The 13,740-nt window shown below is 59.9% G+C and carries 15 protein-coding genes; 12 read left to right on the top strand and 3 right to left on the bottom strand.

Translation table 11 applies throughout. The annotated features are described in order from the left end of the window. Positions 1-21 precede the first annotated feature (21 nt). The 6 genes from coxB to ACTGJ9_RS01990 all read left to right on the top strand — a co-directional run bounded on the left by coxB (position 22) and on the right by ACTGJ9_RS01990 (position 6,432). The gene (gene coxB, locus ACTGJ9_RS01965) at positions 22-711 is read left to right on the top strand and encodes a cytochrome c oxidase subunit II (protein WP_456675697.1); all 690 of its coding nucleotides are present in this window, start codon (positions 22-24) and stop codon (positions 709-711) included. Continuing rightward, positions 708-3,248: a cytochrome c oxidase subunit I gene (ctaD, locus tag ACTGJ9_RS01970; RefSeq protein WP_456675698.1), complete on the top strand. Its 2,541-nt coding sequence runs from the start codon at positions 708-710 to the stop codon at positions 3,246-3,248. Before coxB ends, ctaD begins: the two co-directional genes overlap by 4 nt. Beyond that, complete coding sequence (locus ACTGJ9_RS01975) at positions 3,245-3,583, top strand: hypothetical protein (protein ID WP_456675699.1); 339 nt, start codon at positions 3,245-3,247, stop codon at positions 3,581-3,583. Before ctaD ends, ACTGJ9_RS01975 begins: the two co-directional genes overlap by 4 nt. 172 nt (positions 3,584-3,755) lie before the next feature. Then, complete coding sequence (locus ACTGJ9_RS01980; RefSeq protein ID WP_456675700.1) at positions 3,756-3,989, top strand: hypothetical protein; 234 nt, start codon at positions 3,756-3,758, stop codon at positions 3,987-3,989. A gap of 339 nt (positions 3,990-4,328) precedes the next feature. After that, entirely contained in the window at positions 4,329-5,618 is a 1,290-nt protein-coding gene (locus ACTGJ9_RS01985; RefSeq protein WP_456678423.1) for an amidohydrolase family protein, read from the top strand. 94 nt (positions 5,619-5,712) lie between these two features. Continuing rightward, on the top strand, positions 5,713-6,432 hold the full coding sequence (locus ACTGJ9_RS01990; RefSeq protein WP_456675701.1) for a carbonic anhydrase: 720 nt from the start codon (positions 5,713-5,715) through the stop codon (positions 6,430-6,432). Positions 6,433-6,649: 217 nt separating this feature from the next. Here the strand turns inward: ACTGJ9_RS01990 and ACTGJ9_RS01995 are convergent, their stop codons facing one another. Both ACTGJ9_RS01995 and ACTGJ9_RS02000 read right to left on the bottom strand, forming a co-directional pair. Beyond that, positions 6,650-6,835 carry a hypothetical protein gene (locus ACTGJ9_RS01995; RefSeq protein ID WP_456675702.1) on the bottom strand — a complete coding sequence of 62 codons (186 nt, stop codon included), beginning with the start codon at positions 6,833-6,835 and terminating at the stop codon, positions 6,650-6,652. 30 nt (positions 6,836-6,865) lie between these two features. After that, a complete protein-coding gene (locus tag ACTGJ9_RS02000; protein WP_456675703.1) occupies positions 6,866-7,384 on the bottom strand; it encodes a DUF1269 domain-containing protein in 519 nt (172 codons plus the stop codon). A 572-nt stretch (positions 7,385-7,956) separates the two neighbouring features. Here ACTGJ9_RS02000 and ACTGJ9_RS02005 point away from each other — a divergent pair. Then, a complete protein-coding gene (locus tag ACTGJ9_RS02005) occupies positions 7,957-8,592 on the top strand; it encodes a response regulator transcription factor (RefSeq protein WP_354085048.1) in 636 nt (211 codons plus the stop codon). Positions 8,593-8,724: 132 nt separating this feature from the next. Here the strand turns inward: ACTGJ9_RS02005 and ACTGJ9_RS02010 are convergent, their stop codons facing one another. Continuing rightward, on the bottom strand, positions 8,725-9,435 hold the full coding sequence (locus ACTGJ9_RS02010) for a Bax inhibitor-1/YccA family protein (protein WP_456675704.1): 711 nt from the start codon (positions 9,433-9,435) through the stop codon (positions 8,725-8,727). A gap of 513 nt (positions 9,436-9,948) precedes the next feature. Here ACTGJ9_RS02010 and ACTGJ9_RS02015 point away from each other — a divergent pair. The 5 genes from ACTGJ9_RS02015 to ACTGJ9_RS02035 all read left to right on the top strand — a co-directional run bounded on the left by ACTGJ9_RS02015 (position 9,949) and on the right by ACTGJ9_RS02035 (position 13,643). Then, complete coding sequence (locus ACTGJ9_RS02015) at positions 9,949-10,188, top strand: hypothetical protein (RefSeq protein ID WP_456675705.1); 240 nt, start codon at positions 9,949-9,951, stop codon at positions 10,186-10,188. A 36-nt stretch (positions 10,189-10,224) separates the two neighbouring features. Then, on the top strand, positions 10,225-11,352 hold the full coding sequence (locus tag ACTGJ9_RS02020; RefSeq protein ID WP_456675706.1) for an AI-2E family transporter: 1,128 nt from the start codon (positions 10,225-10,227) through the stop codon (positions 11,350-11,352). Further along, complete coding sequence (locus ACTGJ9_RS02025) at positions 11,349-11,948, top strand: hypothetical protein (protein ID WP_456675707.1); 600 nt, start codon at positions 11,349-11,351, stop codon at positions 11,946-11,948. Before ACTGJ9_RS02020 ends, ACTGJ9_RS02025 begins: the two co-directional genes overlap by 4 nt. Beyond that, positions 11,949-12,443, top strand: a complete 495-nt coding sequence (locus tag ACTGJ9_RS02030) for a DUF992 domain-containing protein (RefSeq protein WP_456675708.1) — start codon at positions 11,949-11,951, stop codon at positions 12,441-12,443. A gap of 732 nt (positions 12,444-13,175) precedes the next feature. Then, positions 13,176-13,643, top strand: a complete 468-nt coding sequence (locus tag ACTGJ9_RS02035; RefSeq protein ID WP_456675709.1) for a DUF992 domain-containing protein — start codon at positions 13,176-13,178, stop codon at positions 13,641-13,643. Positions 13,644-13,740 lie beyond the last annotated feature (97 nt).

A 13,740-nucleotide genomic window follows, 5' to 3' on the forward strand; every position in this document is an offset into this window, starting at 1 on the left:
TCGGGCTCGGATCGTAATCTAATGCGGCTGTCTGTCCAACTCGGAATGCTGCCAACCCTCTCCGGCTGCACGGGCCCGCTATCGACGCTGGATCCCTCGGGACCGGCTGGCGCTTCGATCGCCACGCTCTGGTGGGTGATGCTGACCGGCGCGAGCGTTCTTTTTGCGCTGGTGATGACGCTCTTCCTGCTCGTGATCTGGCGTCCAGGCTGGGGTGCGGGTGTATCGCCAGGACGCTGGCTGGTGCTCGGCGGGTTGGTTCTGCCGGGGGTCGTGCTGATACCGCTTGTCGCCTATGCCTTGATCGCCGGCGAGAGTCTCCTGCCATTATCCGGACACACGCCGCCGCGGATAGAAGCCGTGGCGCGCCAGTGGATCTGGACGTTTCGCTATCCCGATCATGGTGGAGTGGAGACGCGGAACGTCTTGCATGTGCCTGCCGGCACACCAATCGACATCCTGGTTTCCAGCCTGGACGTTATCCATGCGTTCTGGATTCCCCGCTTTGCCGGCAAAATCGACGCGGTGCCGGGGCACGTGAACCGCCTGCGCATTCAGGCCGATCAACCCGGCCGGTACGCCGGCCAATGCAACGAATTTTGCGGCCTCGGCCACGCAGGGATGCGCTTCGATGTGATCGTCGATCGCCCGGAGGAGTTCTCCGCAGCACTTGCGCGGGCGGCCGCTGCAGAAGGGTCCGAGAAGAAATGAGTGAACCCATCGGCCCTCTGTCGCAGGGCACACCGGCATTGCAGCTGCATCGCCAGCTCTCCGCGATCTGGGCAACCGGGTCAGGGCTTCAACGCCTTGCTGCCGTCAACCATTCCGTCATCGGCAAGCGGATGATGATCACGTCTTTCGTGTTCTTTGCGATCGCCGGCGTGCTCGGGATGCTGACACGGGTTCAACTCGCGACTCCCAACTCCCCATTCATGGCTCCGGAGACCTACAACCAGGTTTTCACCATGCATGGGTCGATGATGTTGTTCCTGTTCGCCATTCCGATGGTGGAGAGCTTTGCAGTTTATCTGACGCCGAAGATTCTTGGCACCCGAGACTTCGCCTTCCCGCGACTGACGGCCTATGGCTACTGGTGTTACCTGTTCGGGGGCACCATCCTGACGGTAGCGTTGGTCGCTGGAGTCGCTCCCAATAGCGGCTGGTTCATGTACACGCCGCTGAGTTCGAACGTCTTTACACCCGGCATAAATTCGGACGTATGGTTGCTTGGTGTAACCTTCGTTGAGATCTCCGCGCTGTCGCTCGCGATGGAAATCGTGGTCTCGATCTTGAAGATGCGCGCACCTGGCATGTCGCTCGACCGGATGCCGATTTTCGCCTGGTACATCCTGGTGACAGCGATGATGATGATCGTCGCCTTTCCGCCACTGATCCTCGGCTCGATCCTGCTCGAAGTGGAACGCGCCTTCGGTCTGCCATTCTTCGACCCGACGCGTGGTGGGGATGCGCTGCTATGGCAACATCTGTTCTGGCTGTTCGGCCACCCCGATGTTTATATCATATTTCTGCCGATGGCCGGCGTGCTGTCGACGATCATCCCTGTCTTTGCGAACCGGCCGCTGGTCGGCTATCGGGCGATCGTCGTTGCTATCATCGCGCTCGCCTTTCTGAGCTTTGGCATCTGGGTGCACCACATGTTCACCGTCGGCATTCCGCACCTCGCGCTCGCCTTTTTCTCCGCAGGTTCGGCGATCGTCGCGGTGCCGACCGCGGTGCAGGTCTTCGCCTGGCTTGCCACACTGGCGCACGGTCGGCCGCGCTGGGACGTGCCGATGCTCTATGTGTTCGGCTTCTTCTTCATCTTCGTGATGGGCGGCCTGACCGGAGTCATGCTCGCCATGGTTCCGTTCGACTGGCAGGCCCATGATACTTATTTCGTCGTCGCCCACATGCATTACGTGGTGGCCGGCGCGCTCGCCTTCCCGATGCTTGCAGCGTTCTACTACTGGATGCCATTGCTGACCGGTCGCACCGCCGTGCATCGGCTTTCGGTACCGGCGTTCTGGCTGGTCTTCATTGGATTCAACATGACTTTCTTCATGATGCACCTGACCGGACTCCGCGGCATGCCCCGTCGGATCTATACTTATTCCGGCGATGAAGGCTGGAATTGGCTCAATCTGCTATCTTCGATCGGCGGGTTCATCATGACGATCGGCTTTGCGCTGGTGGTAATCGACCTGTTTGTCCAACTGCGTTACGGGAAGCGTGTGCGGCGCAACCCCTGGGAGACGACGACGCTGGAATGGGCGATGCCGATCCCGCCGGCGCCATATGCATTCGCGTCGATCCCGGATTTTGGCGCAACTCGAACCGATCCGACCGCGGCAAGCGATCTCGCGCTGTCACTGGCGCGCGGCGAAGGCTATCTCGGCTTCGCGCGCAACGGATGGCAGGAGACGCTGGGCGTGCATAAGACTTCCGGCGTGCCGGACCAATTGATCGTGTTGCCGAGCCCGACCTATCTCCCGCTTTACACCGCACTCGTGACCGCCGCTGCGGTTCTGGCCATGCTGTTCAAATTCTATCTGCTGTCGCTTGCCTTTGCGCTCGTGACCGCCGGCTTTTTCGTGTACGCCGGGCAGAGCGCCGGTCTCGCCCGAGACTACGGTCCGTTACCTGTCGGCCGCGGTGTCAGTGTGCCACCGCATACCGAGGTGGCCGACGCGCCGTCGTGGCTGGCGTTGATCTGCACGCTGATCGCCGATGGCACGTTGTTTACATCGCTGCTGTTCGGGACTTTCTATCTTTGGATTTCTGCGCCGAATTGGACCGCGGCGGTCACACCCGAGCCAAGCCGTACGCTCGCCATCGGCGTCGTCGCGGCGCTCGCGGTAGCCGCTGCGGCATCACGTGGATCGCTGCGAGCGGCCACCGACGGCAGCAGAGCAAGCGGCTGGATTGGTCTTGCCGTGCTGGCCCTCCTCGCAGCCATCGCCGCGGCCGTCGGGCAAATTGCCGACATCGTGCCTCATCCGCGCGAGCATGCGCTCGGAGCGACTGCAGCAGCCCTGACTGGCTATGTCATTTTACATGCCGGTGTCGGCCTTCTCTTCCTTGTCAGCAACACCATGCGCCTCGGTGCCGGCTTCATTTCGCCGCGGCGCGTGCTGGATCTGCGGCTAACGCGATTATGGCTGGACTACACCTGCGTTACGGGAGCCATTGCAATGGGGCTCGTTCTCGCACTGCCCGCACTCGTGACGGTGTTGGGGGCTCGACCGTGATCGAGCGGCCGATATCACCAGGGCGATTGTGGTGGCTGGCGGCGGGCTTTGCCGTCTGGTGCAGTGCGCTGGTTACTCTCTACGCGATACACGGTATCGGCTGCGCGTTTGCCTGGTCAACGGGCTCGTTGCGGTCATGGCTTGCCGTCGCTCTCCTTGCACATTTGTTCGTACTGGGCTGGATGTGGCGCGCAATTGGCCGCGCGGGCTCTGATTCTGATGTCGGTCCGACCGGAGCGTTTCTACATTGGGCCGTCCTCGCGACGCTCATCACCTCGCTCGTCGCGACCGTCGTTACCTTCGCTCCAGCACTGCTGCTCGCCACGTGCATCTAACAGGCCAGGATTCGCCTTCATCCGCGTCCGTTGAAGTAGGGCGTGATCTTCTGCATTCACTTCCTCGCCATCCAGGACACGTCGCGGGTGTTTTTCGTATTACGGGTATTGTATCCTGATGAAAGTACCGCGCTCGATACGATGCACTTAACCACGGCAACAGGAGGTGTAAGTGCCGACTGAAATCAGGATCGAAGGCGACTCGCCATATCTGCTTCCGCATGTAGACCATATCTCGGCGATGGCCCATGGTGAAAACGTGGACCTGATAATGTACGTGGCATTGCCTGGGCATGCGGACTTGGAGCAGGTTTATGTGCAACTGAGCGTTCCCGCTGCAGACGATCTCTTGGCTCAGTTGACGCGGGCCGTTACCGAGACCAAGAAGGATCGTTCGGAGCCATAGAGGAGGATATGCTCCGCAAGGATGCGCCACGCGCCTGCCGTCAAGCGAGGTCTCGATTGCGGAAATCAGGTGACGCTCGTGGCGCCATTGCGCCGCACGCGATTGTTGGTGTGCTTCGAGCCGACGGCATTTTACCTGAGCCGCGGATAGGGATGCCCCGCGCGTGCGCCCAGGGTTTCGCCGGATAGAACGAGGTTTGCAGGGCGCTACCCTTCTATGAGCCATCCGTGGCTGGGACGGTGAAAGCGCTGCGGCTGACTTGATGAGGGCGAGAAAATGTTACGAAAACTGATCTGCGCAAGCGCCGTCTGCCTGGCCTATTCGGCCCCTTGCCTCGATATGGCGCGGGCGCAGGAGCGATCCGCGGTCACTATCTTCGAGAATGTCCGTATCTTTGACGGGAAGAACCCATCCCTTTCTGCTCCGTCGAACGTCCTGGTTCGCGGCAACATCATCGAGCGCATTACCACAGACCAGATCCCGGCCGATCGGCGAGCGGATACCCAAATCATTCGCGGAGGCGGCCGCGTCCTGATGCCCGGCCTTAGCGACATGCACTGGCATGCGATGTTGGTAAGGCCCACGCCCGCTCAATTGCTCTCGAGCGATTTGGGCTACACCACCCTCCTGGCCGGCGCCGAAGCAACCGCTACGCTTATGCGCGGCTTTACGACAATCCGGGACATGGGTGGCCCAACCTTTTCCCTCAAACGGGCGATTGACGAGGGAGTGCTCCCGGGTCCGCGCATCTATCCTTCAGGCGCTGTCATCACAATCACTGGAGGCCACGGAGATTTCCGTGAGCTCACCGATTTGCCGAGAATACCCGGCGGTCCCCTCAGTCGTGCTGAAGAGATCGGCGGAACGATCATTGCGGATAGCCCCGACGAGGTTCGGAAGCGAGCGCGGGAACAGCTCATGCAGGGCGCCTCGCAAATCAAGCTGACGGCCGGCGGAGGCGTAGCGTCCCCCTTCAGTCCGCTCGACGTGACCACGTTTACTGTCGATGAACTCAAAGCGGCCGTCGAGGCAGCTTCCAATTGGGGTACCTACGTAGCCACCCACGCTTACACGTCAGCGTCGATTCAGCGTTCGATAGCAGCGGGCGTGAAGGTCATCGAACATGGCCATTTGATGGACGAAGCAACCGCCCGCCTCATGGCGGAGAAAGGCATCTGGCTGAGCACGCAACCGTTCACCGATCTGGGCGGCGCCGCGGCTCTTCCGCCCGCACAACAGCAACAGATGATGCAGGTCGTGAACGGGACCGATCAGGTCTACAATTTCGTCAAGAAGTATAAGATCAAGACCGCATTCGGCACCGACATCCTGTTTTCGGAGGCGCTTGCCGAGCGTCAAGGTCAAGGAATCGTCGATCTGACGCGCTGGTTCACGCCAGCGGAAGCGCTGATCATGGCAACTTCGACGAACGGAGAGCTGCTTACCCTGTCAGGCCCACGCAATCCCTATCCGGGCAAGCTGGGGGTTATTGAGCAGGGAGCGCTGGCGGATGTCCTGCTCGTTGATGGCAATCCGCTGGAGGACATCCGTCTCGTAGCGGACCCCGCGAACAAGTTTATCGTGATCATGAAGGACGGGGTCATTTACAAGAACATCGTCCCAAAATGACCGCAGGTGGTGCCGCGTCGGCTCTGATCCAGAGCTGTAACGCCTGTTGACGGCTTGACAGGCAAAGGTCGCTTTATCTTGGAGGAACAGAAATATGTGTGATGCATGTGTGAACACAGCGGTCGGACGGCGCCGATTGATGCAAGGCGGCCTGGCCTTGGCCGGGGTCTCCATGATAGGCGGCTCATTGCTTCCGCCCGCGGCCCAGGCTCAGCCGGTGCGCGCCGCCGATACGCCAGACGCGGCGCTGAAGCTGCTGGTGGATGGTAACGCCCGCTACGCGGCAAACCAGCCGAACGAGCGTGATTTCTCGGCGAACCGGGCCAACACCGCGCGCGGGCAGGCTCCTTTCGCCTCGATCCTTGGGTGCGCAGACTCCCGCGTTGCGCCGGAGCTGGCCTTCGACCAACGGCCAGGTGATCTCTTCGTGGTCCGCGTCGCCGGCAACTTCGTGACAAATGAAGGCCTCGGCAGTCTTGAATTCGGTTCGGCGGTTCTGGGAACGAAGCTCATCATGGTGCTTGGACACACCGAGTGCGGTGCGGTGAAGGCCACTGTGGAAGCCCTGCAGAAAGGCAATCACCTGCCCGGCCATATCGCAGGACTCGTCACTGCGATGAAGCCGGGAATTGAACCAGCGGTCAAGAAAGCTGGCACCGATCTTGTCGAGCAGGCGACAATTGCGAATGTCCGTTACAACGTCAAACGCCTGGTGAATGCGAGCCCGATCCTGGCAGGACTCGTTACGAAGAACCAGTTGCGCGTGGTTGGCGGTGTCTATGACCTGGTTACTGGCAAGGTAACGTTGATATAGGTCGTCAGCACGGCGTTCGCATTTTTCTGAACAATGCCTTCAACCGGGATGCATCGCATGCCGATTGAAAAAGTGGCTCACGAGGCGTCGAGCAGCCGGATTGAATGCGTCACGGCTCGCGGCCGCGAAGCGACACGAATAATTCCGGATGAACCAGAGACGGTAGATCAACGCGCTGGTCCCGGTCTTCCAGGAGTGCAATTCGCTCTACGATCCGTCACGTGCTTGACAGGGATCGATTTCGCCGGATGATTTTGAGAACGAGCAAGGCTGCGCCCGCCACCAGAAGCACCGCCCCCAGCACCGTCAAATCGCGGTATGAAAACGTCAGCCCGGTAGCCAGTACGAGCAGGCCGATCACCAACAGCCCGACACCGGCCAGCTTTTTCAGAAGTAGCGACAACAGGGCCTCCCCCTTTTGAGCGAACTCATTCTAGGCCGACGGCGGCATTTCGGGTGGGCTTGCTGCCGCCTTGGCGAGCGCGTCCCGCAACTTCTGTTCCTTGGTGTCGTCCAGGGACGTCTTCAGGACCACCCCACCGGCATCCTGGATTTCCCGCAGAACCTTGTCCGCAGTCATGTTCTTGATCAACAAGAACAAGGCTGCACTCCCGGTATCGATCTTTCCAGACACCTCCTTCATGAAGGCGTCATTGATACCGAAATCGGCCAATGCTCCCCCGAGTGCTCCCGACGCAGCACCGACCGCGACACCAATCAACGGGTTCAGGAAAACCATTCCGATCAGCAAGCCCCAAAGGCTCCCACGAGCCACGCCGATCGCGGTCGTATTGACCAGCTGGTTGAGCTTCACATTACCATCCGCCCCCTTAACCGCGATCACCGCATCATTGATGCTGATCAGGTACTCTTTTTGCAGGGACAGCAAGCGCTGGCGGACTTCCTCTGCCTTTGCCTCAGACGGATATACAATGACGACCAGATCGGACATCTAGGACTCCCATTTATCGACGTAGGTAAGCGGTCGAGAATGAACGCATTGATCACCCCGGTCGCCGCCAGTTCTTGAAGGAGGGCTGCGCTAAACGGCCGGAAGCCTGGCAGGCGGCACCTCGTCACCAAATCATCTCCAGCTACGGCACTCTGTATCCGCTCCGTCAGGCGACCTAACTGCAAGAACCGTAGCATCCCGCCTCCACCTGCCCTATCGGAAGAAACCCCGAGCTGAGGCATAGGAATACTCGCTGAGCTACAGCGGCCGGACCTTGCAGCAGATCACTCGCTGGTTCGCGTGCCGGACATCGCCATTGCGAAAGCGCCTGTCCAAGCTCACGGCTATGCCAAGTTGCTGTTCAAAGAAAATGCGCTTGACGTCGGCTCCGCAATTCGTCCGGTTTGCGCAAGAGCCCCCGGTTTCTTTGCCTTTGGGGTAGACCGCGAGCGAATATAGGGGTTTTGCAGGATAGCTCTTTGATGCGCGGTGGGTACAATCGGATCATTGTGCCGCCGGTTGCTTCCATGATGACCGGGCAGATCGGGAGCGCCGCAAACGGGAACGACGCTGTGAAACGCATCTTGATCGCAGATGATCATGAGGTTGTGCGTTCTGGGCTCCGAGCCATCATTGAGATGCGCTCTGACTGGGCCATCAGCGGAGAAGCAACTAACGGCGAAGAAGCCGTCACGATGACATCGGAATTGCGGCCGGACATCGTCATCGCTGATTATTCGATGCCCCTGATCAACGGACTCGAGGTCAGCCGGCGACTCAAGGCGCTTGGCCTGCAAACCGAAGTCCTTATTCTGACAATGCATGAGAATGAGGACTTCTTGACCGAAGCTGTCCTCGCCGGCGTCCGCGGCCTGCTCTTCAAGTCGGACGCCAAAAAGCATCTGATCTCCGCAATTGAAGCGCTGCTCGATGGCAGGCCTTATTTCACCAACACCCTGCTGGAAACGCTCCTCCACGATTACCAGGTCAGCAAGCGCAACAAGCCGGACAGGGTGCTGACTTCACGTGAGCAGGGAATTGTCCAGCTCATCGCGGAGGGCCACACCAACAGATCGATCAGCACGATCCTGAAGGTCAGCGTGAAGACGGTTGAGACCCACCGCGCCGCTGCAATGCGCAAGCTCGGCATGTCGTCGACGGCAGAGCTGATCCGCTATGCTGTTCGCAAGAAGCTGGTCAGCCCCTAGGGATGACGTTCGGTCGAGGCCGCCGTGAGTTTCCGGATCTCGATGTTATCTTCATTGAATCAGGGGTCCGCCACACGGATGCGGCGCGGACAATGGATAATCCTCTATTGACCCGATTCATCGGCCGCGCATCTAGCGTCTTCCGCCTGAAAGGCGCAGCAACATCATGAATAGGTTGATGAAATTGAGGTAGAGCGATAGCGCGGCGATCTGCACCTTACGCCCTGTCGTCGTTTCATCATCCCCGCTCTCGTACATCGCCTTGATCCGTTGCGTATCGTAGGCAGTCAATCCGGCAAAGACACCGACACCCACGACCGAGATCAGCCAATCGAGCGCAGTGGATTGCAGGAAAAGATTGACCAGACCGGCGATAATGAGCCCCACCAGGCCCATGAACAGAAAGGTCCCCGCCCCGGAGAGATCGAGCCTGGTCGTGTATCCGAAGAAGCTCAGCGCCCCGAATGTCGCAGCGGTGATGAAGAAGACCCGGGCAATCGAGGACTCGGTGTAGATGTGAAAAATCGTCGAGAGCGAGACGCCAACCAAGGCCGCGTACGCCAAGAACAGCCACCGCGCGGTCGACACGGACAGCGAGTTGATGCGCGAGCTAAGGAAGAAGACCAATCCCAGGGGCGCAAATACGAAAACCCACATCAGCGGGCTTTGTAGAAGCGCGGGCCCGACGAGCTGGTACGTTAGCCATGCGACCACGGCAGTCAGGCCAACACCGGCCGCCATTTGGTTATAGATCCGTAACATATAGGCGCGAAGGCCCGCATCGATCGCGAAGCGCTCGCCGCCCGCTCCGGACGCCGTCGTGTGCTGATCATAGTTCGCCATCACCTGCATCCTCATCCCATGAGTAGGACTGAGAGACTAGTCCTCAAGCCCTGATCGGAACATCGGAAAGATTCCTAAGTCAGGTCAGGCTAATTACCCTACTCGTGCGGACGGGGATTCTTCCATCCGGCCAACGACAGGTTGTTCGGATCGCCCCACTTTTCGTCAATAGCCCGCGTTGCACATCCTCCTCGCACGTCCGGGACGGCACCCACGCGGGGCGCATCTACCGATTTTCTACCCGCTCTCTACAGGGAAACCCTGATGTGCGAGCGGAATAGCCGGCTCTATGCTCGGGTTTGATCTACGCGGACGCCTCGCCCCGGAGTCGTCGGTGCCTCTGCGCCGTCGGGACGTTCCCACTCTCCGGCCGAGCGCGAGCGAAGGACGCGGTCTTGCGAGCGAGGTAGGCTTTCGGGGCCCGCTTGTGATCGCCGTCAGCGTCAGCCGGCTCGCCGTTGCAACGACGTCGATATAGACTCATTAGTCCGCGTTTCTTGTTTGGAGACCAAAATGAAGATCCTGATCGTCTGCGGTGCTCTCCTCATGGGCGGAGTGTTGATATCGATCGCACAATCAACGCCGTCGCTGGCACAATCAACCGAAACGGGCGCGTCGACCCCAAAGGACACCGGCGCATCGGCACCAAGAACTTCCGGGCCGAGCACCAATACCAATCCGACGAAGCATCGCCACTGGCGTCACCGTGGCGGCGCACACCCGCATTATGGTAGCCGCCGGGTCCGCACCTAGATCCGATCCAGATTGTAGATCGGCCCGGCCCACCAGATGAGCCCTTCAAGCATCGGACAACAGCAGATCGACGATTGCGCGGGTCGCGATCACTCGCCTCGGCCCGACGGAATTCTCAAGCCACGCAGCTTGCTCGCGACGGGTCTCGCATTGCTCGCCACGTGCGTTGTTCTTGTCCTGATGTGGCAAACAGCGTCAAGCCTCCTGATTGTCTTTGCGGGCGTGCTTTTTGCGGCCTTCCTGGATTCGTCCGCGAGAGCCCTGGGGCATATTCTGCCATTCAACCGAGCCTGGCGGTTGTCGTTGGTTCTTCTGCTTCTCTCCGGCTTGCTGAGCGTTGGCTTCGTCTGGGGCACGGGCAAGCTGCCCGAGCAAACGCGCAACTTGCTGAAAGTAATGGACACGCAGATCGATGTTCTTCAGAGGCATCTTCTCGCATATGGTGTCGACCTGCTTGGTCCCGAGTGGGGACGTGACCTTACGCAGTGGTTGCTTTCCGACCAGGGACGTTTTCTCAGTCATGCCCGGCTGGTCCTTGGAGGCGCCTCGACTCTTCTGACCGGCACGCTCGTCATTGCATTCCTCGGCATCCTGTTCGCGCTCGACCCGGCAAACTATCGTGAAAGCCTGGTGGTCCTCGTCAAGCCGTCCTATCGCGATCGCGTGAGATCGACGATGAATGAGGCGGGCAACGTCCTGCGGCTATGGTTCGTAGGACAACTGATCCGGATCACCCTGATGACGTTGTGTGTTTGGATCGCGCTCTACCTGATCGGGCTGCCCGGTCCATTCGTGCTCGGGCTCCAGGCCGGACTGTCGAATTTCGTTCCCTATCTTGGACCCATCGTCGCCGCAATTCCGATTGCCCTCGTTGCAATGCCGCTTGGCGCCTCTCCGCTCATCTGGGCTGTCGTCATTTACACCGTCATTCAATCGGTCGAAGGTTATGTCATAGGACCACTGATCCAGCGCCAGGCGATCGAAACTCCGCCTGCATGGACATTGGTGGCAATCGTTCTTCTGGGCGCACTGTTCGGCGTCATGGGAATCGCACTCGCCATGCCTTTGGTCGCGATCGGTCGAGTCGCGATCATCAGATTCTACGTCGAGGACTATCTCGGAGATCGGGCAGAGCGTCAGCAGACGGCAATGAGTGGACCATGAGCAATAATGCCCCGCAATTCGATGGCGCAGCGGCTTCTTCCCCGACGAATTCGGGGACGACATATTTTCTATGGCAACAACTGCCCTACATTGTTGCGCTCGTACTCGCCATTGCCGGCGTCGCCTATACCAACGCTTCGCATCAGCCTCTCGTTGGCTATTGGGAGTTCCTGGCCCTCGCCATCGGCGTCGTCTGCGTCATCGGCAAATGGCCGCAGTTCGACAGCAAGGAGACGAGGTGGCAGCTTGTCTGGACCCAGGCCCTGCACTGGATCGCCGTCCTCGTCGCGATGAACATCATGCTCCTCTCTGGCGTCCAGCAATTGCTGCCGACACCGGCGATCAGCCTCGTACTTCTTACGCTGCTTGCGCTTGGCACATTCCTCGCGGGCGTCAGCCTCCTATCGCCTCAAATTGCCTTCCTCGGCCTTGCAATGAGCATCGCGGTGCCCGCGATATCCTGGCTGCAACAATCGATCATCTTCTTCTTGCTCGGCGCCGTCTTGCTGGTCGGCCTTGGTATAACATTCTGGCTGCGCCGGGATCGCCGTCCCAATACCAGGTCTCCCGGCACCAGAAACCACCCGGAGGTGTAAATGCGACTCAATTGGCTTATTGCCATGATCGGCACAACGGCAGTTATCTGCATCAACGCCCTACCCGCACATGCCAGGGCTTTCAGAGTGGGCAGCCTGCTGTGCATGAGCAGCCCGCGGTTTGGGCTCGTCCTCGGTTCTGCGCAGGAGCTGAACTGCGCGTTTCGTTCGACAAACCCGCCGCGTCAATACACCTATGTGGGGCGCATCAGGCGCCTGGGACTCGACCTCGGTGCCACCAGTGCCGGAACTCTTTCATGGGCCGTTCTCGCAAGAAACTCGCGCATCCGTCCCGGCACGTTGCGCGGCAACTATATTGGCGCCAGCGCGAATGTCGCACTAGGGCCGAGCTTGGGTGCTAATGTTCTTATCGGTGGATCTCGCCGAACGATCATGCTCCAGCCAGTATCGATCGAGCGAGCGATCGGATTGAATCTCGCCGCAGGTGTGACCAACCTGACGCTGGATTCCCGTGGACGACGATCGGACGAGTAGCGCTCCAGCGTCGGCCGGCCGCTCCGGCACCGCAGCCAACCGATCTGGTCGTCCTTACTCCAAGGCGACATTGAACGATCGGCAAGGCCACTATTGCTGGAGACAGGGCTCGAAGAAGTTCGAGCCATCATACGGGTCCGACCTCAATATACCCTCCGTGTCCGTTCAGGGTTTTGTGGGATAGTGCTCCAGGTCCCCTGCTGTATGGTTTCCCCACTTCACAAGTGACGGCGAAACGCCTCGACAGTGGGACGTACGAAAATGAAGAAATATCTGGGTCTGTTGTTCTTGCTTGGCGTGGCCGTAGCTACACCTGTCACCGATGCGTCTGCGCAGGCCGGACGCGGCGCGGTATCGGGCGCGATCATCGGCGGAGCCATCGGTGGTCGGCGTGGCGCGGCCATAGGCGCAACTGCAGGTGCTATTTCCGGAGCTCGTCGGCACGGTTGGCACAGCTATTATTGGCGGCACGGACGGTGCTGGTACCGCTCCCGGAGCGGAAGGTCTCACCCCGTTTCAAGCCGGTACTGCCGCTAAGGGCCAATTTCCGCTCGAAGCTGCTGCCGCTACTTCTGGCCCCCGCGCGTGCAACGGATTTGGCGTGAGCCGAGGTGCGACGGCGAAGAAGGGTCCCCGCTCTTCCAAACGCGGGGGACGGCAAGGAAACGCGCAATTGGAGCCGCCGGATCGGCTCCTTGGCCACCGTCGGCATTGAGACCTTGGAGATTCAGCATGTCAAAGATCCACGTTTCCGCGCTCCTGTGCATGGCTGCAATTGCGACCGCCACACCTGCGCTCGCACAAGTCCAGCCTGTCCGGGCTGGAGGCCTGACGTGTGATGCCGCCCCACGGGTCGGACTGATCGTCGGCTCACGGCAAACTCTAAGATGCGTGTTTCGCTCAAACAGCGGGCGCCAGTACAGGTATAGCGGCACGATAGGGCGGCTCGGCCTCGACATCGGCGTGACCGGCGGCGGCCGGCTATTCTGGGGTGTCTTCGCGCCAACGTCCCACGTCGGCTATGGCTCGCTGCGAGGCACATATGTCGGCGCGAGTGGCAACGCATCGTTTGGACCTGGTTTTGGCGCCAATGTTCTTATCGGCGGATCCAATCGAACGATTTCGCTGCAACCGCTGTCGGTCGAAGGTCAAATCGGCGTCAACCTTGCGCTGGGAGTGGCACGTCTCACGCTCAGGTAGATCGGCTCTTCTGTTGTGGAGAGACGCGCGTGAGAGCGTTGGAAACATGGATCGGAAAGCTGTTCGCGCTCGCTCTTCCCGTATGGCTTACGGGACG

This window comes from Bradyrhizobium sp. RDM12 (assembly GCF_051917485.1).
In the GTDB taxonomy this organism is placed as follows: domain Bacteria; phylum Pseudomonadota; class Alphaproteobacteria; order Rhizobiales; family Xanthobacteraceae; genus Bradyrhizobium.